Here is a 24,883-nt window from a genome sequence, read left to right on the forward strand (position 1 = left end):
TCAGGGCGTGCAACTGACCCTCGACCTCGACAGCGAGGTGCCGATCTACCAGCAGATCCGGGACCGGATCGTGGAAGCGATCGCCGCGGGCGACCTGGCGGCCGGTGCCGCCCTGCCCTCGACGCGGCAGCTCGCGGCGGACCTCGCCATCAACTTCCACACGGTGAACAAGGCGTACGACCTGCTGCGCCACGAGGGTCTGATCCGGGTCAACCGCAAGAGCGGCGCCGCCGTCCGCCGCGACCCGCACTCCGGTCCGCCCGACGCGGGCTTCCCGGACGGCTGGCAGAGCAGGTTGCTCACGCTGCTCGCCGAGGCGACCGCGCAGGGGATGCAGCCGCAGGAGGTGCGGGGCCGCGTGGCCGACGTACTCGACTCGTTCGCCCCAGCCCCAGCCCCACCCCCAGCCTCACCGGACACCGCACCGCGAGGAGCGTCGGAGTGACCCTGCTGCCCGTGGCCCGCGTCCTGCTCGTCGCCCTGGTGACCTCGGTGGCCTGCGCCCTGCCCGTCCTGGCCCGCCCCGCGCTGCCCTTCGGCGTCCGGGTGCCGCCCGCCCGCGAGCGCGACCCGGCGGTGACCGGGCAGCGCCGGTGGTACGCGCGCGCGGTCCTCGCCCTGGGCGCCGTCGCCGCCGTCGGCGCGGTACTCGCCCCCGACCGCCCCGAGTGGTGGACCACCGCCGTGCCGCTCGCGCTGGTGGCCGCCGACGCGGTGGCGTACGGCGCGGCCCACGCCCGTATCCGTACGGCCAAGGAGCGGGGGAGCTGGTACGAGGGCACCCGGCAGGGAGTCACCGCGGACACCTCGCTGCGGACCGACCGCGTACGGCTGCCGTGGTGGTGGCTCGCGCCCGCGGCGGCGGTGACGGTGGCGACGGCGGTGGTGGGGGCGGTGCGGTACGGGGACCTGCGGGCGCCGTTCACGACTGCCTTCGCGCCGGTCTTCGCCCAACTGGCGGTGGTACTTCTGGTGCCGCTCACGGCGGCGGTCGTGACCCGGGCCCGCCCGGAACTGGACGCCGCGCGTCCGGCGGCTTCGGCGCGGCGCTACCGCGTGTACCTCCGCCGCACGGTCGCCGCCCTCGCCGCGACGGCGGCCTGCACCACCGTGACCCTGCTCCTGCTGGCGCTACGCGACTGGGACCTCTGGACGCCCTCCCGCTGGACAGCGCCTCTCGCCTACGCACCCCTGATCGTGGCCGCGCTGATCTGGCTGACCCTGGAGGCGAAGGTGGGCCAGGCAGGCCACCGCCTCCCGCCCCTCCCCGACGAGGACCCGATCCCGGCGTCCCCGCTGGTCCAGCGCGACGACGACCGCCACTGGCACCTGGGCGGCTTCGTCTACGCCAACCGCACGGACCCGTCGGTCTTCGTCCACCAGCGGGCGGGCGGCGCGAGTTGGACGATGAATCTGGGGCACTGGGTGACGTGGGTGGCGGTGGGCGGGGTGACGGTCGTGGTACTGGCGTTCACGGCTCTGTGAGTTGACGGCGTCAGGGGTTTACGGGGTCACGGGTTTACGGGGTCACGATTCGGTCGGATCCACCGTCGCCTGATGTTCCTCCGCCAGGTGCTCCTCCGCCTTCAGCCACGGCAGGAACTGCGTGCTCTTCTGCCAGCCGCACGTATCGCACTTGATCGTTCGCTGGACACCCGTGCGGCGGACGCGGACGGTGTGTTCGCGGCCGTGCTGGTCCCAGCGGCTCACCTTGCTCGTGTTGGTCTGAAGCATGGCTCCTCCTCGCGAGGCCCGCGCCGGAGTTCCCCGACAGTCGCCCGCCAGAAGTGTGCAGCAACCTCAACATCAACAGGTGGACTTCGTATGGCGCGTGACCAACTCGCCTACGAGCGTGGCCGACGAGAAGTCCGGAGTGAGGCGGTTTTTGGTGATCGCCCACGCCGTGCCGGTCCCCGTGTCGCCGCATCCGAAGCTGCCGCCCGCCCCGCCGAAGCCGAAGACCGTGGTGCCGTCGGCGCGGGGTCCCGGGCGGCCGTCGAGTGCGCCGAGGGAGTAACCGAGGCCCCAGGAGGCCGGGTTGCCGAAGATCTCGTCGTCGGCGCGCACCACCAGGGACGTCACCTCGCGCAGCCGCTCGGGAGACACCAGCCGGACCCCGTCCACCTCACCGAGCAGCGCCGCGTACATCCGGGCCAGGGCGCGGGCCGTGATCTTGCCGCCCGCCGGGATGTCGGCGGCGAGCACGTCGGCGCGGTTGCCGAGTGCGGCGGTCGGGAAGGTCGACACCGGGCCCGCCTTCAACATCGGCGATTCCGGCGGAAGTTGGGACATGTCGAAATCGGACGGCGCGTCCTCCAGGCGGGCGAGACGGGCCTGCTCGGGCAGCGGCATCCCGAAGTACAGCTCGTCGGCGACGCCCAGCGGCCCCGCCACCTCGTCCCGCAGCACTTGGGAGATGCCCCGCCCGGTGACCCGGCGGACCACCTCGCCGACGAGATAACCGAAGGTGTACGCGTGATAGCCCGTCCTCGTCCCCGGCTTCCACCACAACTCGGCGTCGGCGATCACCCGGCACATGTGCTCCCAGTCGCAGAGGTTGTCGACGGTCGTGTCGAGCGGAATGGCCGGTACGCCCGCCGTGTGCGTCAGGACATGCCGTACCGTCACACCCTCCTTGCCGTGCGCCGCGAACTCCGGCCAGACATCGGCGACCCGCGTGCCGTAGTCCAACAGCCCCTGTTCGACCAGGACATGGACCACCGTGGACGCGACGCCCTTGCCGATCGAGTAGTTGTAGAACGGCGTCGACGGGGTGACCTCGCGTCCGGTCGCCGGATCGGCGAGACCGGCGACGGCCTCGGCGATCAGCGAACCGTCCCGGTGGACGGCGACCTGGACACCGCGCTCCGCGCCGGACTCCACCAACTCGTCGACAGTCCGCTGAAGGTCCTTCTGGAGGTCGGCCATCGTGGTGTGGTCCCTTCGGGCGGGGGCCGCCCCTGTGGCGCACCCTCGCAGTACAGACCCGGGAGCGGCCCCCGACTCATCGGTACCGTCGCGCCCCTTCGCCGAGGACCTCAGGCGATCTGCCTCGGCAGCCGCAGACTCAGCAGCGCCGTCAGCGCCACCCCGCCCAACTGCACAAGCAGCGTCACGACGAGCGCGTCCCGCATCCCGAGCCCCGGTGTCAGGCCGAGGAACAGCGAACCGAGCGTGGCGACGCCGAGCGCGAGGGCGGACTGCTGGGTCGTGATCATGACGCCGCTGCCCACGCCCGCCCGGTCGGACGGCACCTCGGAGAGGATGATCCGGAACAGGACGGGGAGTTGCAGCGCCTGGCCCATCCCGGCGATCGCGGCGCCCGGCATCAGCGACAGGATCCCGAGGTCGGGCCAGTCCCGCCAGGTGGCGAGCGCGAGGAGCGCCACACCGACGCCCTGGATGACGCCACCCGCGGTCACCACCCGCGTCCCGTACCGGGCGATCAGACGCGGACCGGCCAGCGAGGTCGCGAAGAAGACGACCGCCATCGGCACCAGCGCCAGGCCGGCGGGCACCGGACCGAGCCCCGCGCCCTCCTGGAGGGCCACAGCGATCACGAACATGAAGCCGCTGAAGCCGATCGAGAACGGCACGATCATCACCAGACCGCGCCGCAGCGACAGCAGCCGGAACAGGCTCGGCGGCACCAGCGGCGTACGGCCCTGGCGGTCCGCGCGCCGCTCGACGCGGTAGAACGCCCACGCCGCGAACGGGAACACGGCCAGCGCCACCCACGTCCACACCGGCCACCCGGCGGCCCGCCCCTCGGTCAGCGGCGCGAGCAGCGTGAGCAGCGCCGTGGCGAGGAGCAGCGTGCCCGGTACGTCGACGGGCGCGGGCCGCTGGGACCGGGTCTCCGGCACCGCGCGGACGGCCAGCAGCAGACCGGCGAGGACGACGGGTACGTTCACGAGGAAGACGGCGCGCCAGCCGGTGCCCGCGATGTCGGCGGCCACCAGGACCCCGCCGAGTATCTGCCCGGCGACCATGGAAAGCCCGGCGGTCGCCCCGTACAGACCCATCGCGCGGGCCCGGCGGGGGCCGTGGGTCGCGGCCTGGATGGTGGCGAGCACCTGCGGCAGCATCAGCGCGGCGGCGGCGCCCTGCGCGACCCGGGCGCCCACGAGCGACCACGCGTCGGGCGCCAGACCGCACGCGAGCGAGGTGATCCCGAAGGCGGCCATACCGGCGATGAAGAGTCTGCGCCGCCCGAACATGTCACCGAGCCGCCCACCGAGGACGAGCAGCACGGCGTACGAGACGCCGTACCCGGCGACGACCAGTTCGAGGAGCGCCTGTCCTGCGGCGAGGTCGCGGCCGATGGTGGGCAGGGCGACGTTGACGATGAAGAAGTCGATCAGGGGGAGAGCCGCGCCGAGCAGCACGGTGAACAGGCCGAGGCCGCCGAGGCCGGGGGAGTCCGGTGCGCCGGTCCCCGTGGCGGTACGGGGTCGGGTGCTCTGCTGGTTCGGCTGGTTCTGCTGGTTCGGGAGAGTTCCGGTTTCACTCACGACGACCAGGGTTGTCCTGGTCGGAGCCTGGTACCAGAGTGTGTTTATCCTGGTAGAAGAAGTACCTGGAAACAGGCTCGGCGGTGGGGCACGCTGGAGTCATGACCCCGAAACAGAACTTGGTGCCTGTGGCTGCGGTGACCTTGACGGGGGAGTCGCTTCCGCAGGACGTGTACGACCCGCGCGCGGAGATCCGCCGCCATGAACTCGCCGCGTTCCTGCGCAGCAGGCGCGAGCGGATCAGCCCCGAGCAGGTCGGCCTGGAGCGCGGACGCAGGCGCCGTACGCCGGGGCTGCGCCGCGAGGAGGTCGCGCATCTGTCGGCCGTGGGCGTCACCTGGTACACGTGGTTGGAGCAGGCCAGGGACATCCAGGTCTCGGCACAGGTCCTCGACGCCGTCGCCCGCACCCTGCTGCTCGACACCAGCGAGCGGACGCATCTGTTCAACCTGGCGGCGGCCGTCGACCCGGCGCCCCGCACCCCGTGCCCCTCGATCACGCCCGCGCTGCGCACCATGCTGGAGCAACTGGAACCGATCCCCGCGTGCATCCAGAACAGCCGGTACGACATCCTCGCGTACAACCGCACCTACGGGCGGCTGCTCTGCGACCTGGACTCGGTGCCTCCCGAGGACCGCAACTGCATGCTGATGATCTTCACCAATGAGCAGTGGCGGGCCTCGATCCCGCTGCTGGAGGAGACCGCGCGGCTCATGGCGGCGAAGTTCCGCGCCTCGATGGCGCAGCACCTCGCCGAACCGGCCTGGAAGGTCCTCCTCAAGCGACTCCAGACGGCGTCACCGGAGTTCTGCGAGATCTGGGAACGCCACGAGGTCGTGGACAACCGGGGCAAGCGCAAACAGTTCCTCAACGCGCAGGTCGGGCTGCTCAACCTCGACCACACGGACCTGTGGCTGGGCCCGTCGACGGGGCCGCGCATGGTGACGTACGTACCTGCCGACGAGGAGTCGCGCCGGGGCTTGGAGAAGCTGTATGAGCTGACGCTTCAGGGGGTGTCGTAGGGCGGGTGGGAGACCGGGCGGGGCTCCTTGGCGCCGACGCGTGCCGCGTACTCCGCCATCCCGTCCGATGTGGCGCCCGCCCAACCTACGTAACCGTCGGGGCGGATGAGGAAGACTCCGGTGCCGTAGATCTCGGGAGCCGTGCCCGTGGTCACGTCCAGCAGGGTCCAGTGCGGCCCCCGGAACGCCTCGAACAGCCGTACCCCTGCCACGGTCCCGTCGGGGGCGCGGTCGCCCGCCCGCACCGGGCCGGGGTTCGCCGTACGGGTCTCCTCGCTGAGGGAGGAATCCCGGTAGCCCAGGCCGAGTTGGCGGGTCGCGTCGCCGCGGCGGGTCTCGCCCCGGTGGACGCTCGTGGACAGGCCGAGCACGTCGGCGGCGATGGGGCGCCGTTCCTCCTCATAGGTAGCGAGGAGGGACACGGGTGCGGCACCGTGCAGCACCGCTCCGAGCTTCCAGCCCAGGTTGTACGCGTCCTGCACGCCGGTGTTGAGGCCCTGGCCGCCGGCCGGTGAGTGGACGTGCGCCGCGTCTCCGGCGAGGAAGACCCGGCCGTCGCGGAACCGGTCCGCCAGGGCCGCGCGCGGCCGGAAGTCCGAGGCCCAGCGCACCTCGGTCACGTCGTCGGGGGCGAGGTGGGAGCGGGCGGCGACGACCTTGCGTACGCCGTCGAGGGAGAGGTCCACGGCGGTGCCCTCGGGGAAGCGCGCCACGACCTGGAAGTCCTCGGTGCCGGCGAGCGGGCAGATGGCCAGGAAGCCGACGGTTCCGTCGCCGTCTCCGGTCGGGTCCGGCGGGAAGAGGTGCCAGTTGTCGCGGTCGAGGCCGGTGAGGCGGACGTCGGCGACGAGGGTGGGGCTCGGGTCGACCGTCTCGCCGGTCATGCCGATGCCGAGGGTGCGGCGCAGGGTGGAGCGGCCTCCGTCGGCGGCGACCACGTACTTGGCCCTTACGTCGGGTCCGTCCGCGAAGCGCACGGTCACACCGTCCGGGTCCTGGCTGAGGCCGATCACCTCCCGCCCGAAGGCGACGCGCCCGCCCAACTCCGTCAGCCGTGCGTGAAGGATCTCCTGGGTGCGCCATTGCGGCACCATCAGCGGTTCGGCGTACGGCGAGTCCTCGCTCGCCTCGGCCGGTTCGAACATCCGGTGCTCGCCCGCACGCCGCCCGTCCCGCCAGACCATGCCGACCGGGTAGGCGCCCCCGGCCGCACGGATCGCGTCGAGGACGCCGAGGTCGTCGAAGACCTCCAGGGTGCGGGGCTGGAGGCCTTTGCCGCGCGAGCCGGGGAAGAGGGTGCCGGCCCGTTCGGCGACGAGGGCGTCCACGCCGCGCCGGGCGAGGTCGATGCCGAGGGCGAGGCCGCAGGGCCCGGCGCCGACGACGAGTACGTCGATCATCCGAGGTTCTCCTTAACGTCATTAAGTTCCGTCGCTCTCGACCATGTCCTTAATGGCGTTAAGCTGTCAAGCGTGACCACGCGACGACGGGTGCCGCTCGACCGCAAACGGGTGGCGGACACCGCCCTGAACCTTCTGAACGAGGTGGGCTTGGACCGCCTGACGCTGAGCGCCATCGGCGACGAACTGGGCGTCAAAGCTCCGGCCCTGTACTGGCACTTCAAGAACAAACAGGCGCTGCTGGACGAAATGGCGACGGAGATGTACCGCCGGATGGTCGCCGCGACGCCCCTCGATGCCGCCGACAACTGGCAGGAGCGCCTGCGCAAGTCCAACCACGGTCTGCGGGACGCGCTCCTCGGCTACCGGGACGGCGCGAAGGTCTTCAGCGGCTCACGCTTCACAGGCATCGAGCACGCCGAGCAGATGGAGGACAACCTGCGCCTCTTCACGGAGACCGGTTTCACCCTCGCCCAGGCGGCCCGCGCGCTCACGACGACGTACCTCTACACGCTGGGTTACGTCACGGAGGAACAGGGCGTACAGCCACTGCCGGGCGAGCGGCGCGAGGGCTATGACTTGGGCGAACGCGCAAGGATGCTGACCGACTACCCACTGTCGGCGGCTGCGGGCACCGAGATCTTCACCGATTACGACCGGCATTTCGGGGAGGGGTTGGAGGTGGTGATCGCGGGGGTTGGGGGGCGGTACGGGGTTGACCTCGCCTCGGACGGCCTAGCCTAATCTCGCGAAAGGTTCAGGGTCAGCCACTCCGTTACGGTGCGAATCACGAACGACTGCCATTCCTGGCTCTGTGGGTTCAGATATTTTGGATCGTCGTGCACGGCAAATCCGTGCTGTGATCCTTCGATCTCGATGAGTTCGCAGGGGGCGCGGAAAAGCTGTGCGGCGGACCGTGACGAGTTGATGGGCACAAAAGTGTCTTCGGTGCCATGCACGATAAGCGTCGGGGCCCGTACCTCGCCGAGCACCTGGTGCGGGTGCAGCCAGAACACCTCGTTGAGTAGCGGCCGTCCATGCCGCAGTGTCGGTGTGAACTGGATGAACCCATGTTCGGTGAGCTGCTGTGCCGCTTCCTCGCTGATCGAATCGTCAACCCAATAGGAGCGGGTGTCGATGGTGCGCCGTTTGTAGTCCAACTGGGGATTGAACAGCACTAGCCGCGAAAGATCAGCCGAACGCTTGGCGGCGTAGTACGCGCAGATGCCGCCCCCGAAGCTGGCGCCCAGCAGCGTAATTTCCTGAGCGGTCGTGGCGTTCCGCAGATACGCGATGCCGACACGAATGTCATTGAGGACCGTCGAGAGCGTCAGCTCTTCTTGCCGGCCCTCACTCTCGCCATGGCCTCGCATGTCGAAGCGGAGAGACGCCACACCGTCATCAGCCAGTCCCGCGGCCAAGCGCGTGAAGAACCCACCCTCCTCACGGGTGACACCACCGCCGTGAACGAGTACGACGCCGCGGGAGGTCGGCGAATCCGGGCTCACGAGCGTGCCGGCCAGGTGCAGACCGTCCAGTGTCCGAAGCGTCACGCTGTCAGTTTTTGGCATGCCGCGAGCCTAGGAGGTTCCTCAAGGACCTTCGTGGGAGAAGTGCCACGAGTGCTCTCGGACGTGGTCCTGATAGAGCGTGCATGCGTCCCCGTCCGGCCCACCCTCGGCCTCGCACCAGTGCAAGGAATCGAACCGCATGGTTCCGTGGGTGTTCCAGCGCGCCCATAAGGCGTGGCCCGGCTTGTGGTCCCAGTCCCATGCGTGGTCGGCGTGTTCGCCGAGGTGGCGGTGTTCGAGTTCGCAGCGGAAATGGGTGGGCGCGTGGTCGAGTTCGCGGCCGAGTACGCGTCCTTGGCCGGCGAGGATGGCGAAGAGCAGGGCGACGAGGGGGACGTCTGCTGTGGCGGTGCATTGACGCATGCGCTGCTGAGTCCGGGTCATCGCGCCGTCTCCTTCGCAGCGACGCAAGCCAAGTGCCAGTACGCCACGACCGGAGAGGAGCCGTGACTGGCAACCAGGCCCCGACGGCAACTCTCAAGGCTGTTGATGGGGTTGAGGCATGAGGGGCATGTCTGTTCCTTTGGCGCGTAGGTCGTGTACTCCAACTGTCGCGCGTCGGTGTCCGCGTCGGCCTTCTCGACAGGTCGGGCTGCCTGCTCCTTCGTGTTACGCCGATTCATCCGCCACCCCTTCGCTCCGGTGATTTGCTATACAAGCCAACTGGCAAGGGAACTCTGTGGGTAGCGTCCCGGAGGGTGGCAAAGCGTGGCACATCGTCTGTCGTTGGAAGGGCGGGCGTAACTGTGAAAGAAACGAACCACTTGTTGACGGAGATCCTCGCCAGTTCGCTCATGAGCCGGGGCGAACTCGCAAGGAGGGTCCACGCCCGAGCGGTGCGTCAGGGTCAGCAGCACATCTGCCCTGATGCCACAGCCGTACGGCGTTGGCTGAGCGGGCAGGAGCCCCGGCACCCGCTTCCCGGCCTGATCGCTGACGTGTTCTCCGGTCACTTCGGGCGACGGATCACCACGTACGACTTAGGACTTGGCGAACAACCCGACCTTGACCGGTCGCTGACGTACACCTCACCTTGGTCAGGGACCGTCGAGGCAGTGACCGAGCCGGGAGAGAGCGGACATGGATCGCAGGGATTTCCTCGCGGCGGCGCCCTTTGTCGCCGCCGCGGGTGTCGGCCCGTCGCGGGACTGGCTGTTGGCCACGCTTGATCAAGAAACTGCGCCTGGCCCACGTGTCAGGCTGGAAGACGTCACGTCCGTGCGGAACATGTTCGCGGCGTTCCAGGACACCGATGTGATGCAAGGCGGCGGTTCGGGCCGGCTGCTGCTCACCAGGTACATGAACGAACACGTCTACCCCCTGCTCCGCCGCACCTACACCGAACGCGTCCGCCGAGCCCTCAGCGCCGCCGCCGCCGAACAGACCTACCTGCTCGGCTGGATGGCCTTTGACGACGGGGACCATGCGACCGCGCAGCGGTATTTGATCCAGGCGCTACGGCTCGCGCAGGAATCGCATGACGCCGCCCTGGGCGCCCACGTACTCGCGGGAATGGCCGACCAGGCCACGCTTACCGGCGAACCGCATGAGGGGCAACGGCTCGCGCAGGCGGGGCGGCACGGGCTCGCGAAGGCCGACTCGTCCGCGTGCCTTGCCGACTTGTGGGCGCTGGAAGCGCGAGCGCTCGCGGTCATGGGGGACAAGGCCGGAACCGCCAAGGCTGTCAGCGCCTCCGAGAAGGCCGCTGCGCGTGTCGACTACGCCGCCGAGCCCGTGTGGGCGAAGTTCATCGATCCCGCGTATCTCCACGGCGAACACGCGAACGCCTTCCGGGATGTGGGGCAGGCGGAGCATGCGGCAGAGCACGCCCGGCAGTCGATCCAGCACGCGCGAGCACAGAAGCGAGCCCGTCGCGGGGCCATGTCACAAGCGGCCCTCGCCGTATCGCATCTCCAGCGCCGAGACCTCGAAGCGGCGCACACCGCCGGCGTTCGGACGCTGGATCTGGCACGACAAGTCAAGTCCTCGCGCGCTGTCGAGGCCGTGCGGGATGTGCAGCGGCGGATGATCCCCTTCGGCGGGCACCCTCTCGTCGCCGACTTCAATGAGAGGACGCGTGTCCTCCAGGCCGCCTGACCCGTTCGCCCACTGTGTCAAGCAACGATCGGGGAATTCCCTTGCTCAACGAAAACGGCCGTATCTTCCGTGAAGCCTGGATCGCCGGAGTGCACAAGCACTACCCCGGTGAGCCCAAGCCCGGATACGTGACCCCCTGGGGCGAAACCCCCGATTGGGAGCGGGCGGCAGCCGCGGCGGTGTGTTCTCAGGTTCAGGAATTCATTCGGGTCAGCGACGGCAATACGGCGAAGCTTGGCCGGGAGCAGAAAGGGCGGTTCGTCGCGCTCTGTTGGATCGCCCAAATCCATAAGCACTTCGCCTCGCCCAAGCCGAGCTACGTCGCCGACTGGTCGGAGCTGCCCGAATGGCAGCGGCAGACGAATGCCGACATCTTCGAGACCATCGAAGGAGTCGGCCGGCCGTAGCGGTGGCGGATCGGCTACCAACCGAACTCGGGTGGCCCGACAACTCGCGCCCCGGCCCGCGCCGCCAGCCAAGCCGCCCGCTCGTCATGGCCGGGTCGAGCGTGAATGAAGACAGTGTGCTCAGCAGTCCACTCGTTGCAGTAGATGTCGTGGCTGTTGCTGGCGATTTGCAACTCGGCGTATTTGTACTCCACGTCCAGCCCCAGCTCAGGAACGGCCGGCCACTTCAGGTCGTGCCACAGGACATAACACCTCGTGATGTCCGCCCACGTTCGCAAAGCGCCACCTGCCTGCGCAAAGTCCGGCACGCTCAGGCTCACAGCCACAGGGAATTCGCCGTCCGCCTGGCCATCCCACCCGACCCGCGCTCCGGGATGAGCTTCCGTCAGACGCCGCAGCTCATCTTCATCGCGCGCCCAGGCGTCCAAGTAGCAGCCGTCCGCTCGATACCAGAGTGCGACCGAGAGCAACTTCTCCGCGAGCGTCAGCGCCTCAGCCAGATCCGTGGTCCGCAACACGGGCCAAGCACGTGTGTTCCCCATGACGGCATCTTGGCAGAGCCCTTTCCCCGCCTGCCGAGAAATAAATTCCGTCAGCCGCCCGACGTGTCCACTTCCGCGTCCTCCGTCAACCCCGCGCAGTCGTTCGGGTCCTTCAGCCAGCCGTCCGGCAGGACCACCCGGTTCTTGCCGGACGTGCGGCCCCGGGGGCCGTCCGCGTCGGTCGGCCAGGGCTGGGTCAGGTCGAGTTCGTGGAGGCCGGCCTCCAGGTCGGCGAGTGACGACGTCACGGCGAGCCGCTTCCGCATGTCCGAGCCGACCGAGAACCCCTTCAGGTACCAGGCCACATGCTTACGGAAATCGATGACGCCCCGCGCCTCGTCCCCGATCCACTCCCCGAGCAGCGTCGCGTGCCGCACCATCACCCCGGCCACCTCGCGGAGAGTCGGCGCCGCCACCGTCCCCGTACCGCTGAACGCCGCCACCAGATCACCGAACAGCCACGGCCGCCCGAGGCACCCGCGCCCCACGACCACCCCGTCGCACCCGGTCTCCCGCACCATCCGCAGCGCGTCGCCGGCCGACCAGATGTCGCCGTTGCCGAGGACCGGGATCTCCGGCACATGCTCCTTCAGCCGGGCGATGGCGTCCCAGTCCGCCGTACCGCCGTAGTGCTGCGCGGCCGTGCGTCCGTGCAGCGCGATCGCCGTGACGCCCTCCTCGACCGCGATCCGCCCGGCGTCCAGGTACGTGAGGTGGTCGTCGTCGATGCCCTTGCGCATCTTCATCGTGACCGGCAGATCCCCCGCCCCGGTCACCGCCTCCCGCACGATCGCCCGGAGCAGCGGCCTCTTGTACGGCAGCGCAGAGCCCCCGCCCTTACGGGTCACCTTCGGCACCGGGCACCCGAAATTCAGGTCGATGTGGTCCGCGAGCCCTTCCTCGGCGATCATCCGGACCGCCTTGCCGACCGTCGCGGGGTCCACCCCGTACAACTGGATCGAGCGCGGAGTCTCGCTCGCGTCGAAGTGGATCAGCTGCATGGTCTTCTCATTGCGCTCGACCAGCGCGCGCGTCGTGATCATCTCGCTGACGAACAGCCCCTTGCCGCCGCTGAACTCACGGCACAGGGTGCGGAAGGGCGCGTTCGTGATCCCGGCCATGGGGGCGAGGACCACCGGCGGCTGCACGGTGTGCGGGCCGATGGTCAGGGAGCCGGGGGCGAGGGCGGCGGCTGTGGCTACCGCCGTGGAGGACGAGGGCATTCACCCATTCTGACCCACGACGGCCGACAGGCCAATGTTGTTAGTTAGGCGTACTATATGTAGATGTCCGAGCTGAGCCACCGACGCCGGATGCTCGTGCTGGGGATCTGCTGCATGAGTCTGCTGATCGTCAGCCTCGACACCACCGTGCTGAATGTCGCCCTGCCCTCCATCCAGCGTGAGCTGAACGCCAGCGTGGCCGGACTCCAGTGGACGATCGACGCGTACACACTGGTGCTGGCCTCGCTGCTGATGCTGGCCGGCTCCACGGCCGACCGGATCGGCAGACGCCGCGTCTTCAAGATCGGCCTGGTCCTGTTCACGGTCGGCTCCCTGCTCTGCTCCCTCGCGCCGAACCTGGAACTGCTGGTCGCGTTCCGCATGGTGCAGGCGGTCGGCGGCTCGATGCTCAATCCGGTCGCGATGTCGATCATCACGAACACCTTCACGGACCCGCGCGAGCGGGCCCGCGCCATTGGCGCCTGGGGCGCCGTCGTCGGCATCTCCATGGCGGCGGGCCCGCTGATCGGCGGCTTCCTGGTCGACGCGGTGAGCTGGCGCGCGATCTTCTGGATCAACCTCCCGGTGGGCATCGCCGCCCTGCTCCTGACCATCCGGTACGTGCCGGAGTCCCGCGCCCCGAAGCCGCGCCGCCCCGACTGGGTCGCCCAGATCCTGGTGATCGCCCTGCTCGGCTCCCTGACGTACGCGATCATCGAGGCCCCCGGCTCCGGCATCGGCTCGCCGAAGATCCTCACCTTCGGCGCCCTGGCGCTGCTCTCGTTCGCCGGGCTGCTCTACTACGAGCCCCGGCGCGCGGAACCCCTCATCGACCTGCGGTTCTTCCGCAGCGCGCCGTTCAGCGGGGCGACCGTGATCGCGGTGAGCGCCTTCGCCGCGCTGGGCGGGTTCCTGTTCCTGAACACCCTGTACCTCCAGGAGGTACGGGGCATGTCGGCGGCGCACGCGGGGGTGTGGATGCTGCCGATGGCGGCGATGACCTTCGTCTGCGCGCCCCTGTCCGGACGTCTCCTCGGCAATCGCGGACCCCGCCTTCCGCTGCTGATCGCCGGGGTCGCCATGACGGCGAGCGGGGTGATGTTCGCCGCCTTCGGCGCGGAGACATCGGACGTGACCCTGTTCATCGGGTACGTGCTCTTCGGCCTCGGCTTCGGCTTCGTCAACGCCCCGATCACCAACACCGCCGTCTCCGGCATGCCCCGCGACCAGGCCGGAGTCGCCTCGGCCGTGGCATCGACCAGCCGCCAGATCGGCTCCACGCTGGGCGTCGCCGTCATCGGCGCGGTCCTGGCATCGGGCGTGACGGCGACCTCGTACCGCACGGACTTCGTGGCCGCGAGCCGCCCCGCGTACTGGATTCTCACGGTCTGCGGCCTGCTGGTCCTGGTGATCGGCGTGCTGACGAGCGGGGCGTGGGCGCGGCGTACGGCGGACCGGACGGCGAAGCTGCTGCAAGCGGAGGACGTGCCGCCGCAGAAAACGGCGGAGGTCAGCTCGCAGGGGTGACGGGGATGGGTTCGCCGATGCCCAGCAGATTCCCCTCACTGTCGTGGAACCAGGCGCCGCGCTCGCCCCTGGCACCCTTGCTCGGATAGTTCCCTTCGACCTCGGCGATGCCGTCCCGCGTCCGCAACCCGGGCACGTCGACGTCCTCGAACACCACCCCGCGCCGCTTGAGTTCCGCTACGACGCTCTCGATGTCGTCGACCTCCATCGCCATCTGGGTGAAGGTCCCGGGCGAAGAACCGGTCGACTGGAACAGCACGAAATCCGAGCCCCCGCACCGGTACAGCAACCCGCCCGGCCGCTCGTCGACGGGATCGAGCCCCAGCGTCCCGGAGTAGAAACGCCGGGCCCGCTCCAGATCCCCGGCCGGGAGCCTGGTCGCCACCCGCGCCCCGGCCAGTGGGCCCCTGCCCCTGCTGTCCGCGTTCATACCTCCACTATGCCGAGGGCGGCTGCGAACCGCCCTCCACCGCCGTCAGCAGAGCCAAAGGCGTCGCCGCCGAGCGGGACTCCCTTTCGCAGGCGTGCGGGTACGGGACCGGGGTCGGGTACGACTCGCGGGCGTAGCCCGCCAGGGCCTCCGGGAGGCGGTTGCCGTCGGCCGCCGCCGCGTCGATCAGGGCGTGGGCCACCGTTCGGGCCTCGTCGTGGAGGCCGTAGCGGGCGAGGCCGAGGGCGATGAGGGCGTTGTCGTGGGGCCAGACGGAGCCGCGGTGGTAGGAGAGCGGGTGGTAGGCGGGCTGGCCCGCGGCCAGGGTGCGCACGCCCCAGCCGGAGAAGAAGTCCGGTTCAAGGAGGCGCCGGCCCACCACCTCCCCGTACTCCTTGTCCAGCAGGCCCGACCACAGCAGGTGGCCGGCGTCCGAGGCGAGTGCGTCCACGTGGCGCCCCTCGCCGTCCAGCGCCAGGGCCGGGAACGCGTGGTCGTCCATCCAGAAGTCCCGTTGGAACCGGTCCCGCAGATCGGTGGCGGCCTGCGTCAGCAGATCCGCGTACACCGCGTCGTCCCACACGGTCCGCGCGACCTGCGCGGTGCGGCGCAGCGCGTCGTACGCGTACCCCTGCGCGCCCGCCGCCGTCACCGGGCCCGCGGCCTTCGTGCCGTCGGCGGAGCAGATCGCGCCGGGGGAGTCCTTCCAGTTCTGGTTGGCCAGGCCGCGCCCGTCCGCGCGGTACACCAGATAGCCGCGCGAGGTCAGGCCGCCGTGGTCCAGCATCCAGCTCACGGCCGCCCGCGCGTGCGGCTCCAGGCGGCGGGCGAGCGCCGTGTCCCCGGTGGTCTCCGTGTACGCGCCGAGCAGCACCAGGAACAGCGGGGTCGCGTCGACCGAGCCGTAGTACCGGCCGAACGGGATCTGCCCGAAGTGCGCCAGCTCCCCGTGCCGCACCTCGTGGACGATCTTGCCGGGCTGGGCGACCGTGTCCCGGCCCGTCTCGGTGGCCTGCGTCGCGGCGAGCGCCGGGAGGGTCGCGGCGGCCAGGGCCGGCACGTGCGGGAGGGCGAAGAGGGAGGTGAGCAGGGCGTCCCGGCCGAGGAGGGTCGGGAACCAGGGGATGCCGGCCGCCGGGACGCGCAGCTCCTCGCCGTCCGGGCCCGCCGCCGGGACCCGCAGCACCGCGAGGTCCGCGAGGCCACGGGCGCACGCGTCCGCCAGCTCCGGCCACGCATCCCCGGTCCGTACCGTCGCACCGGCATCCGAAGCGAAGAAGGCGTCCGCCAACTCGCCCTGAAGTGAGGCGAGTTCGGCGGCGGCTGCGGTCGGGGACTTCGGTGGGACCGGCTCCCCGGGCGCCCCGTGCGGACGCGCCGTGGCGCGCAGGATCAGCTCGGCCGTGCCGTGCGCGGCCAGCTCCACCGCCCACACCAGCCGCCGCGCCCCCGTACCGGTCTCCTCGACCGCGTCCGGCGCCGGGTCGCACGTCACGGTGGTCAGCGAGCGCCACTCGCCGCGCCGGTAGCTGAACTCCACGCCGTCTTCGAGGATCTCCCGGTGGCGGACGGCGCCGGTCTTCAGATACGTGCGGTGGTCGGAGCGCAGTTCGAACGGGTCCGTGAAGTCGGCGTCCACGGTCACCCCGACCCGTACGGTCGTCGGCACCGGCCGGTTGCTCACCACCCGCAGGCTCTCCACGAAACCGCTGTCCGTGACGGCCTGCTCACGGAAGACCGTGCACGAGGGCGGCTCCTGACGGCCGCCGCGCGGTACGAGGACACAGCGCGCGGTGTCCCCGGGCCCGACGGGCGTCAGGACGTCCGGGACCGCGCCGTCCACGGTCAGTTGCCAGCGGCTGAGATGCCGGGCGTCCCGGACGAACAGTCCGCCCGGTGACGTACCACCGCGTACGCCGTTGATGTCCCCGCTCTCGCTGACGGCCGCGAACGTGCCGCCGCTTACGAGCAGGTGATGTCGGTCGGTCATCGCCGATCCCCTCCTCCTCGGCCTCCGGAGGCCCTGACGCCCCCGTGACCCGTGCCCTCGCGCTCCGGGACATCGCCCGGCGCGTCGCCAGTTGTGTCGTCGTCCGTTGTGTCGGCGTCCGTTGTGCCGTCCGATGCGGCGCCCGAAGCGACCGTCGGCCCGCCGGGTGCGCCGTGCAGCAGATCCAGCGCCAGCGCCGCCGTCCAGCCGAAGTCCCGTGCCCCGCACGCCTCACCGGTGTACGGATGCACGTACTCGGCGAAGCCGGAGGCGTCGGCCGTCGTGAGCAGCGCCGCGCGCAGCCGGTCGGCGCCGGACTGCTCGCCGTGCAGCCGAAGGCCCCGCTCCAGGAGCCAGTTGGTGTTGAACCAGGCCGGGCCCCGCCAGTACCGCTGCGGGTCGAAGGCGTGGCCCTCCAGGTCGTAGCTGGGTACGAGACGGGCCGCGCCGCCGAGCCCGAAGTGCGGGCCGCGCGCCGTACGGACCAGGGCGTCGGCGATCTGCCGGGGGAGCGCCGGCAGGATCAGCGGGACCAGGCCCGCGACGCTCCGCTCGGGCACCAGCGTGCCGGTGCCCAGATCGCGGCAGAGGAACAGCTCGCGCTCCGGGTCCCACAACCGCTCCACCAGTGCGTCCGTGAGCCGCTGCGCCCTGCTGTGCCGGGCGCCGCCACCCGCGCCCAGTTCGGCGGCGATCCGGGCGAGCGCGTGCTCCGAGGCGATCAGCAGCGCGTTGAACGCGGGGTCCTCGACGGCGAAGGCGCGGAACACGGCGGGCCCGTCCGCGTAGCGCCGGTCGCGGTAGTCGGTGGCCAGGCGGACATAGCGGCCGTAGTCCAGGTCGGTCGGCCGGTCGTCGGCGGTGCCGTGGTCCAGGTCGGCGCGGCGGAAGGTGTCGGGCGCGGCGGGTTCGACGCGGGCCAGCGGGGTGTCCCAGCAGGGGCTGTTGTCCATGCCCTGCTCCCATGGGTGCACGACCGAGGCGAGCCCGCCGCCGCCCGCGTCCCTGCGGTGCAGCAGATAGCGGTGCCAGGAGGCGAGGTGGGGATGGATCCTGGCGAGGAAGGAGCGGGCGCGGGACAGTCCGGGGTCGGCGCAGTGCACCAGCCACGCCGCGAGCGCGTGCACGGGAGGCTGCACGATGCCCGAGGTCTGTACGGTGCGCGGAGCACCCGCCGCGCGGCCCGCGGTGGCCGAGCGCCAGAAGTCGGGGCTGGGAAAGTAGGCGTCGAGCGGGACGGAGGGGTTGAAGACGATGTGCGGGACACGGCCGTCTGCCCACTGCGCGCGCAGCAGCGTCTCCAGTTCGAGCTGGGCGCGCAGCGGCGACACATGGCGCAGCCCGATCGCGATGAACGCGGAGTCCCACGACCACTGGTGCGGGTACAGGCCCCGGGACGGCACGGTCGACGTGCCGGTCCAGTTGCGGTGGAGCACCCGCGCGGCGCGGTCATGGAGCGTGGAGTTCCGGGCGACGGGCGCCGGGGAAAGCGGCAGCCGGGTCATGCGGTACACGCAGGTCTCCTCCGGGTCCCAGAGGTGCCGGGGCGGTGCGGGACAGCGCGGTACGCGCCCTGCCGACCCGTCAGTTCTGTAGATGGCATCGTAGAGTTACGTCTATTTAACACGCAAAACTCAATATGTAACGTGGGATTGGACAACGCAAGGGGGTAACGATGGCCGGGAACCAGGCGAGCGCCGGGGACCTGCTCCACCTGGTGCGCAGCGGGCGCGCCACCACGCGCGGGGCGCTCCAGCACGCCACCGGGCTCTCCCGGGCCACGGTCGGCCAGCGGCTCGACCGGCTGTTCCGGGCGGGCTGGCTGCGCGAGGGCGCGGCGGGCCCGGTGGACTCGCCGCTCGGCGGGCGCCCCTCGATCCGCCTGGAGTTCGACACCTCCCATGCCGTCGTCCTCGCGGCCGACCTGGAGACCCGCCACGCCCGCGCCGCCGTCCTCACCCTTGACGGCACCCTGCTCGCCGAGCACAAGGGGCCGCTGCGGGTGGACGCGGGCCCGGAGGCGGTCCTCGACGAACTCGGGCGCTGGTTCGCCGAGTTGCTGGCGAAGGCCGAGTGCGCGCCCGACCTGGTGTGCGGCATAGGGCTCGCGGTGCCGGGTCCGGTGGACAGTGCCACGGGCCGGGTCGTCCAGCCGCCGATCATGCCGGGCTGGGACGGCTACGACATAAGGGGACGGCTGCGGCGCGCGTTCCGGGAGCACACCCGCACGGAACCGGAGCACGACGGTACGGAACCCGGGCGCAGCCGCCCCCCGGTCCCGGTCCTCGTCGACAACGACGCCAACCTCATCGCGTACGGCGAACAGCGCACCGCCTTCCCCCACTGCGCGGCCTTCGTGCTGGTCAAGGTGTCCACCGGCATAGGCGCCGGTGTCGTGGTGGACGGCGCGATCTACCGGGGCATCGACGGCGGCGCCGGGGACATCGGCCATATCCGGGTGCCGGACGGCGCGGACGCGCGGTGCGGCTGCGGCTCGTACGGGTGTCTGGCGGCGGTGGCCAGCGGGCGGGCGCTCGCCCGGCGGCTGACGGACGCGGGCGTCCCGGCCTCCTCGGGGTCGGACGTACGGGCGCTGCTCGCGGCCGGGCACCCGGAGGCGGTGCGGCTGGCGCGGGACGCGGGGCGGCAGGTCGGCGAGGTCCTGGCGACCGTCGTGACGCTGCTGAATCCGGGCGTTCTGATGATCGCCGGAGATCTGGCCGGAACGCCCTTCCTCACCGGCGTCCGCGAACTGCTCTACCAGCGCGCGCTACCGCGCTCCACGGCCCATCTGGAGGTCGTCACGGCCCGGCTCGGCGAGCGGGCGGGCCTGGTCGGGGCGGGTGCGCTGGTGGTGGAGGAGCTGTACGCGCCGGAGCGCGTCGAGGAACGGCTCGGCGCGCTCGGCGTCTGACATATCACTGTGTGCAGTCATACGATTACGGTTCGTATGCGATCCGCCGCATGATCGTCCGGATACTGGAATCCGGCCGGTCGAAACGGCGTGATTCTCGCCACCTCTGATCGGGCGTACGCTCAGATGAGCGAATGGACCGCTCTTGCACTTCCCCAAGGGATGGCACTGAGTGCCATTGCTTGGCCGTTCACGCCCCGAAATCAAGTGGGCCATAAGTAGCTCATTTGAGCGGGTCGTGTTAAGGGTAAGTGTTGAATCGTTCAGGAAGTGAACGCAGTGAGCCCCCTTGGACCGTCCGAGGGTGACTTTCGATCTGCTGGCGGACGAGTGGTTACGGCCGTATGACGCACAAGTGGACGTACCCAGGCGCCTTCGATCTGGGTATGTTCCTCGCCGTCAGGGCAGCCACCGACCCGTCGAGGAGTCGAGACCCGTGTCGGAAACCAATGATCCCCATGTAGCGAAGTTCGTTTACGACTTCACCGAGGGAAACAAAGACCTCAAGGATCTGCTCGGCGGGAAGGGCGCGAACCTCGCCGAGATGACCAATCTCGGTCTGCCCGTTCCCCCTGGCTTCACCATCACGACAGAAGCCTGCAAGGTCTATCTCGACAGCGGCCATGAGCCCGTGGCACTCCGTGACGAGGTCTCCGCTCATCTGGGCGCCCTGGAAGAGAAGATGGGCAAGAAGCTCGGCCAGGCCGACGACCCGCTGCTCGTCTCGGTCCGCTCCGGCGCCAAGTTCTCCATGCCCGGCATGATGGACACCGTCCTCAACATCGGACTCTCCGACACGTCCGTCGTGGGGCTCGCCCAGCAGGCCGGCGACGAGCGGTTCGCCTGGGACTCCTACCGGCGGCTCATCCAGATGTTCGGCAAGACCGTCCTCGGCGTCGACGGCGAACGGTTCGAGGACGCCCTCGACAAGGCCAAGGCCGCCAAGAAGGTCACCGTCGACACCGACCTCGACGCCGCCGACCTCAAGAAGCTCGTCACCCACTTCAAGAAGATCGTCAAGGCCGAGGCCGGACGCGACTTCCCGCAGGACCCGCGCGAGCAGATGGACCTCGCCATCCACGCGGTCTTCGACTCCTGGAACACCGACCGCGCCAAGCTCTACCGCCGCCAGGAACGCATCCCGCACGACCTCGGCACCGCCGTCAACATCTGCTCCATGGTCTTCGGCAACCTCGGCCCCGACTCAGGAACCGGCGTCGCCTTCACCCGTGACCCGGCCAGCGGCCAGCAGGGCGTCTACGGCGACTACCTCCAGAACGCCCAGGGCGAGGACGTCGTCGCGGGCATCCGCAACACCGTGCCGCTCGCCGACCTGGAACGGATCGACAAGACGTCGTACGACCAGCTCATGCAGATCATGGAGACCCTGGAGACGCACTACAAGGATCTCTGCGACATCGAGTTCACCATCGAGCGCGGCCAGTTGTGGATGCTCCAGACCCGCGTCGGCAAACGCACCGCGGGCGCCGCCTTCCGGATCGCCACGCAACTGGTCGACCAGGGGCTCATCAACGAGGCCGAGGCGCTGCAGCGGGTCACGGGCGCCCAGCTCGCGCAGCTGATGTTCCCCCGCTTCGACGACGAGTACGCCGGCGGCGGGAAAGGGGCGGAGCGGATCGGGCGCGGGATCGCCGCATCGCCCGGCGCCGCCGTCGGAAAGGCCGTCTTCGACTCGTACACCGCGATCAAGTGGTCCCGCTCCGGCGAGAAGGTCATCCTGATCCGCCGCGAGACCAACCCCGACGACCTCGACGGCATGATCGCCGCCGAAGGCATCCTCACCTCACGCGGCGGCAAGACCTCGCACGCCGCCGTCGTCGCCCGGGGCATGGGCAAGACGTGTGTGTGCGGCGCCGAGGAGCTGGAGGTCGACACCAAGCGGCGGCGCCTCACCGCCCCTGGCGGCGTGGTCGTGGAGGAGGGCGACGTCGTCTCCATCGACGGCTCCACCGGCAAGGTCTACGTCGGTGAGGTGCCCGTCGTGCCGTCGCCGGTCGTGGAGTACTTCGAGGGCCGGATGCACGCGGGCGCCGACGACGCCGACGAACTCGTGGGCGCCGTCCACCGGATCATGGCGTACGCCGACCGGGTCCGCCGGCTGCGGGTCCGCGCCAACGCCGACAACGCCGAGGACGCGCTGCGCGCCCGCCGCTTCGGCGCCCAGGGCATCGGCCTCTGCCGTACCGAGCACATGTTCCTCGGGGAGCGGCGCGAACTGGTCGAGAAGCTGATCCTCGCCGACACCGAGGAGGAGCGCGAGAAGGCGCTCGGCGACCTGATGCCGCTCCAGAAGCGGGACTTCGTGGAGCTGTTCGAGGCGATGGACGGCCTGCCCGTCACCGTGCGCCTCCTCGACCCGCCGCTGCACGAGTTCCTGCCCGACATCACCGAACTCTCCGTACGCGTCGCGCTCGCCGAATCCCGCAAGGACCACAACGAGAACGACCTGCGCCTCCTCCAGGCCGTCCACCGCCTGCACGAGCAGAACCCCATGCTCGGCCTGCGCGGCGTCCGCCTCGGGCTCGTCATCCCCGGCCTGTTCGCCATGCAGGTACGGGCCATCGCCGAAGCCGTCGCGGAACGCAAGAACGCCAAGGGCGACCCGCGCGCCGAGATCATGATCCCGCTCGTCGGCACCGTCCAGGAGCTGGAGATCGTCCGCGACGAGGCCGAACAGGTCATCGGCGAGGTCCAGGGGCGTACCGGCATCGATCTGAAGCTGGCGCTCGGCACCATGATCGAGCTGCCGCGCGCCGCACTGACCGCCGGGCAGATCGCGGAGGCCGCCGAGTTCTTCTCGTTCGGCACCAACGACCTCACACAGACCGTGTGGGGCTTCTCGCGCGACGACGTGGAGGCCAGCTTCTTCACGGCCTACCTGGAGAAGGGCATCTTCGGGGTCTCGCCGTTCGAGACCATCGACAGGGACGGCGTCGGCGCTCTCGTACGGGATGCCGCGCGGGCGGGGCGCGCCACCCGGCCCGATCTCAAACTCGGCGTCTGCGGCGAGCACGGCGGCGACCCCGAGTCCGTCCACTTCTTCCACGAGGTCGGCCTGGACTACGTGTCCTGCTCACCGTTCCGGATCCCGGTGGCCCGCCTGGAGGCGGGGCGGGCGGCGTCCAGCGCGAACGGCAGCGACCACCGGTAGCCGTACCGGCTGCCGTGGCGACTCCGGGACCGCCGTCGGTCACCCCGACCCTCACCGACGCGGCGGCGGTCCCGGTGCGTGAGCGGAGGGCGGCACCCTTGTGCGGGGGTGCCGCCCTTCGTCTGTGCCGGGGCTTTTGGCGCGCGACCACGGGCGGGGAGCGATAGAACGGGTAGAGAACGGGTCAGCAACCATCGCCTCGCGAGGGAGCACCGTCATGAACGGCTGGACCGCGCGCGACATCCCCGACCAGAGCGGACGCACCGCCGTCGTCACCGGCGCCAACAGCGGCATCGGCTACATCACCGCCCGCGAGCTGGCCCGGCGCGGCGCCCGGGTCCTCCTCGCCTGCCGCAGCGAGCAGCGCGGCCGGGCCGCCCACGACCGCATCGCCGCCGAGGTCCCCGGCGCCGACACCCGCTTCGCCCCGCTCGACCTCGGCTCACTCGAATCCATACGCCGGTTCGCCGCCACCTTCGCGAACTCGCACGACCGGCTCGACCTGCTGATCAACAACGCCGGCGTGATGGCGCTGCCGCACCGACGTACGGCCGACGGCTTCGAGACCCAGTTCGGCGTCAACCACCTCGGCCACTTCGCGCTCACCGGACTCCTGCTCCCGGAACTCCTCGGCACGCCCCGCGCCCGCGTGATCACCGTCTCCAGCGGGATGCACGTCCTGTCGAAAGTCGACCTCTCCGACCTCAACAGCGAGCACCACTACCGCCGCTGGATCGCCTACGCCCGCTCCAAGAACGCCAACCTGCTCTTCACCCACGAACTCGCCCGCCGCCTCGCCGCCGCCGGATCCGACGTCGTCGCGGCGGCGGCCCACCCCGGCTACGCCCGCACCAACCTCCAGACGGCGGGCGTCCGCATGGAGGGCCGCAGGGCCGCCGAACGCGTCGTGGAGTGGGGCAACCGCATCGCCGCGCAGTCACCGGAGGCAGGCGCGCTGCCCACCCTGTACGCGGCCACGGCCCCCGGCGTCACCCCGGACACCTTCATCGGCCCCCGCTTCGCCGGCTGGCGCGGCCCACCGGCCCCGTCCTGGCGCACCAAGGGAACCCTCGACGGCGTGACGGCGGCCCGCTTGTGGCGAGCGTCGGAGAAGCTGACGGGGGTGACGTACGAGTCTTTGAAGCGGTAGGCCGGCTCCATGCGAGTCCGGACGTCCCGTCCCCGTACCAGGACGATGCGGAAAAGACGCCGCGTCCGCCCCCATCGAAGGCCCGGCCTACGGAGCGAAGCTCGGGGTCGTCGTCGCCGGTTTTCCCTCCTCGATCACAGCGCCTTCCTCGACAGAAGCCGTCGCCGGGGGCTTCGGAACCTTGGTCTTCGAGTCCGAGGACGGTGAGCAGCCCGTCACGAAGGCGAGGCACAACACACCGACAACTCCCGCCGTACGCACGGCAGTACGCATAGCCCCCCCCACAAGAACGACTCTCAGTGACGGGGCTCATCCTAGGGTGGCGAGCTGGGTGAATGGCCTCAGGTGAGTCCCGACGCCTCGAAGACCGCGCGGGCCGTGTCCTTGTCGACGTGGTCGGCGAGTGCGTCGATCTCGGCCGTGCCGGTGTGCAGCAGGCCGGCCGCGCGGGCCGCGTGGGCGCCGGTCTCCACCTCGTGCCAGAGCAGGGGGGTTGGTGGTCAGGACGGTGGGGTCGACGGTGACCTGGTTGCCGAGCGCGTCCCGCAGGATAAGCCGGGGCGCGATCCCTTCGGCACGGCGTACCGAGATCAGCAGGTCGGTCGTGACGCTGTGGGTGCGCCAGAGACCGCGTACGGAGAGCCGGCCGTGGCCCGCCGTCACCTTCGGCGGATGCAGGACCCCGTAGAGCAGCAGCGCGAGACCGGTCCACAGGGCGGCGCGCGGCGGGGTGAACGTGCGGTTCGCGCAGTCGATCAGGGTGACCAGGCAGAGCAGCGCCAGCGCGCAGAAGACGGCGGCGCGCAGGTCGCCGGTCCACTGCCGGTCCACGAGGTGCCGGTCCACGACGTCCGCAGTGGTGGAGCGGTCGGCCGATTCGGGGTCCATGGGTGGCACCGTAGGGCGGTGGTCGTATGGCGACGA

General features: G+C 70.4%; 22 protein-coding genes. 11 read left to right on the forward strand and 11 right to left on the reverse strand.

Going from position 1 to position 24,883, the window contains the following annotated elements:
• Positions 1-7 precede the first annotated feature (7 nt).
• Complete coding sequence (locus tag ACIQNU_RS02990) at positions 8-445, forward strand: GntR family transcriptional regulator (RefSeq protein WP_401360251.1); 438 nt, start codon at positions 8-10, stop codon at positions 443-445.
• Positions 442-1,485: a hypothetical protein gene (locus tag ACIQNU_RS02995; protein ID WP_401360254.1), complete on the forward strand. Its 1,044-nt coding sequence runs from the start codon at positions 442-444 to the stop codon at positions 1,483-1,485. Before ACIQNU_RS02990 ends, ACIQNU_RS02995 begins: the two co-directional genes overlap by 4 nt.
• Before the next feature lie 42 nt (positions 1,486-1,527).
• On the opposite strand, the gene ACIQNU_RS03000 is transcribed toward ACIQNU_RS02995, so the two are convergent.
• The 3 genes from ACIQNU_RS03000 to ACIQNU_RS03010 form a co-directional block, all read right to left on the reverse strand.
• Complete coding sequence (locus tag ACIQNU_RS03000; protein WP_401360256.1) at positions 1,528-1,734, reverse strand: hypothetical protein; 207 nt, start codon at positions 1,732-1,734, stop codon at positions 1,528-1,530.
• A 72-nt stretch (positions 1,735-1,806) separates the two neighbouring features.
• The gene (locus ACIQNU_RS03005; protein WP_401360259.1) at positions 1,807-2,928 is read right to left on the reverse strand and encodes a serine hydrolase domain-containing protein; all 1,122 of its coding nucleotides are present in this window, start codon (positions 2,926-2,928) and stop codon (positions 1,807-1,809) included.
• A 110-nt stretch (positions 2,929-3,038) separates the two neighbouring features.
• Complete coding sequence (locus tag ACIQNU_RS03010; protein WP_401362403.1) at positions 3,039-4,397, reverse strand: MFS transporter; 1,359 nt, start codon at positions 4,395-4,397, stop codon at positions 3,039-3,041.
• Between the two features lie 218 nt (positions 4,398-4,615).
• Between ACIQNU_RS03010 and ACIQNU_RS03015 the strand changes: the two genes are divergently transcribed.
• Positions 4,616-5,536, forward strand: coding sequence for a helix-turn-helix transcriptional regulator (locus tag ACIQNU_RS03015; protein WP_401360261.1), 921 nt, complete (start codon positions 4,616-4,618; stop codon positions 5,534-5,536).
• Here the strand turns inward: ACIQNU_RS03015 and ACIQNU_RS03020 are convergent.
• The gene (locus ACIQNU_RS03020; protein WP_401360263.1) at positions 5,521-6,936 is read right to left on the reverse strand and encodes an FAD-dependent oxidoreductase; all 1,416 of its coding nucleotides are present in this window, start codon (positions 6,934-6,936) and stop codon (positions 5,521-5,523) included. The genes ACIQNU_RS03015 and ACIQNU_RS03020 overlap by 16 nt on opposite strands.
• Positions 6,937-7,008: 72 nt before the next feature.
• On the opposite strand from ACIQNU_RS03020, the gene ACIQNU_RS03025 reads away from it, so the two are divergent.
• On the forward strand, positions 7,009-7,680 hold the full coding sequence (locus ACIQNU_RS03025) for a TetR/AcrR family transcriptional regulator C-terminal domain-containing protein (protein WP_401360265.1): 672 nt from the start codon (positions 7,009-7,011) through the stop codon (positions 7,678-7,680).
• Here ACIQNU_RS03025 and ACIQNU_RS03030 read toward each other — a convergent pair.
• Positions 7,677-8,507 carry an alpha/beta hydrolase gene (locus ACIQNU_RS03030; RefSeq protein WP_401360267.1) on the reverse strand — a complete coding sequence of 277 codons (831 nt, stop codon included), beginning with the start codon at positions 8,505-8,507 and terminating at the stop codon, positions 7,677-7,679. The two genes, ACIQNU_RS03025 and ACIQNU_RS03030, sit on opposite strands and share 4 nt — an antisense overlap.
• Before the next feature lie 204 nt (positions 8,508-8,711).
• On the opposite strand from ACIQNU_RS03030, the gene ACIQNU_RS03035 reads away from it, so the two are divergent.
• The 3 genes from ACIQNU_RS03035 to ACIQNU_RS03045 all read left to right on the forward strand — a co-directional run bounded on the left by ACIQNU_RS03035 (position 8,712) and on the right by ACIQNU_RS03045 (position 11,011).
• On the forward strand, positions 8,712-8,957 hold the full coding sequence (locus ACIQNU_RS03035) for a hypothetical protein (RefSeq protein ID WP_401360269.1): 246 nt from the start codon (positions 8,712-8,714) through the stop codon (positions 8,955-8,957).
• Between the two features lie 630 nt (positions 8,958-9,587).
• The gene (locus ACIQNU_RS03040) at positions 9,588-10,604 is read left to right on the forward strand and encodes a transcriptional regulator (RefSeq protein ID WP_401360271.1); all 1,017 of its coding nucleotides are present in this window, start codon (positions 9,588-9,590) and stop codon (positions 10,602-10,604) included.
• Positions 10,605-10,645: 41 nt separating this feature from the next.
• Positions 10,646-11,011 carry a hypothetical protein gene (locus tag ACIQNU_RS03045; protein ID WP_401360273.1) on the forward strand — a complete coding sequence of 122 codons (366 nt, stop codon included), beginning with the start codon at positions 10,646-10,648 and terminating at the stop codon, positions 11,009-11,011.
• A 14-nt stretch (positions 11,012-11,025) separates the two neighbouring features.
• Here the strand turns inward: ACIQNU_RS03045 and ACIQNU_RS03050 are convergent, their stop codons facing one another.
• Positions 11,026-11,553, reverse strand: coding sequence for a hypothetical protein (locus ACIQNU_RS03050; RefSeq protein ID WP_401360275.1), 528 nt, complete (start codon positions 11,551-11,553; stop codon positions 11,026-11,028).
• A gap of 50 nt (positions 11,554-11,603) precedes the next feature.
• Complete coding sequence (gene dusB / locus ACIQNU_RS03055; RefSeq protein ID WP_401360277.1) at positions 11,604-12,776, reverse strand: tRNA dihydrouridine synthase DusB; 1,173 nt, start codon at positions 12,774-12,776, stop codon at positions 11,604-11,606.
• A 63-nt stretch (positions 12,777-12,839) separates the two neighbouring features.
• Between dusB and ACIQNU_RS03060 the strand changes: the two genes are divergently transcribed.
• Positions 12,840-14,303, forward strand: a complete 1,464-nt coding sequence (locus tag ACIQNU_RS03060; RefSeq protein WP_401360279.1) for an MFS transporter — start codon at positions 12,840-12,842, stop codon at positions 14,301-14,303.
• Here the strand turns inward: ACIQNU_RS03060 and ACIQNU_RS03065 are convergent.
• From ACIQNU_RS03065 to ACIQNU_RS03075, 3 genes are read right to left on the reverse strand one after another with little or no spacing between them, the layout of a single operon-like run.
• The gene (locus ACIQNU_RS03065; protein WP_401360281.1) at positions 14,287-14,733 is read right to left on the reverse strand and encodes a VOC family protein; all 447 of its coding nucleotides are present in this window, start codon (positions 14,731-14,733) and stop codon (positions 14,287-14,289) included. The genes ACIQNU_RS03060 and ACIQNU_RS03065 overlap by 17 nt on opposite strands.
• Before the next feature lie 7 nt (positions 14,734-14,740).
• Complete coding sequence (locus ACIQNU_RS03070) at positions 14,741-16,723, reverse strand: glycogen debranching N-terminal domain-containing protein (RefSeq protein WP_401360283.1); 1,983 nt, start codon at positions 16,721-16,723, stop codon at positions 14,741-14,743.
• Positions 16,720-18,228, reverse strand: coding sequence for an MGH1-like glycoside hydrolase domain-containing protein (locus ACIQNU_RS03075; protein WP_401362406.1), 1,509 nt, complete (start codon positions 18,226-18,228; stop codon positions 16,720-16,722). Before ACIQNU_RS03075 ends, ACIQNU_RS03070 begins: the two co-directional genes overlap by 4 nt.
• Before the next feature lie 170 nt (positions 18,229-18,398).
• Between ACIQNU_RS03075 and ACIQNU_RS03080 the strand changes: the two genes are divergently transcribed.
• The 3 genes from ACIQNU_RS03080 to ACIQNU_RS03090 all read left to right on the forward strand — a co-directional run bounded on the left by ACIQNU_RS03080 (position 18,399) and on the right by ACIQNU_RS03090 (position 23,959).
• Positions 18,399-19,637 carry an ROK family protein gene (locus ACIQNU_RS03080; RefSeq protein ID WP_401360285.1) on the forward strand — a complete coding sequence of 413 codons (1,239 nt, stop codon included), beginning with the start codon at positions 18,399-18,401 and terminating at the stop codon, positions 19,635-19,637.
• A 436-nt stretch (positions 19,638-20,073) separates the two neighbouring features.
• Positions 20,074-22,809, forward strand: a complete 2,736-nt coding sequence (gene ppdK, locus ACIQNU_RS03085; protein WP_401360287.1) for a pyruvate, phosphate dikinase — start codon at positions 20,074-20,076, stop codon at positions 22,807-22,809.
• A gap of 217 nt (positions 22,810-23,026) precedes the next feature.
• Complete coding sequence (locus ACIQNU_RS03090) at positions 23,027-23,959, forward strand: oxidoreductase (protein WP_401360289.1); 933 nt, start codon at positions 23,027-23,029, stop codon at positions 23,957-23,959.
• Between the two features lie 309 nt (positions 23,960-24,268).
• Here ACIQNU_RS03090 and ACIQNU_RS03095 read toward each other — a convergent pair whose 3' ends face one another.
• Complete coding sequence (locus ACIQNU_RS03095) at positions 24,269-24,847, reverse strand: hypothetical protein (RefSeq protein WP_401360291.1); 579 nt, start codon at positions 24,845-24,847, stop codon at positions 24,269-24,271.
• Positions 24,848-24,883: the final 36 nt, after the last annotated feature.

This window comes from Streptomyces sp. NPDC091292 (assembly GCF_044757265.1).
GTDB lineage: Bacteria > Actinomycetota > Actinomycetes > Streptomycetales > Streptomycetaceae > Streptomyces.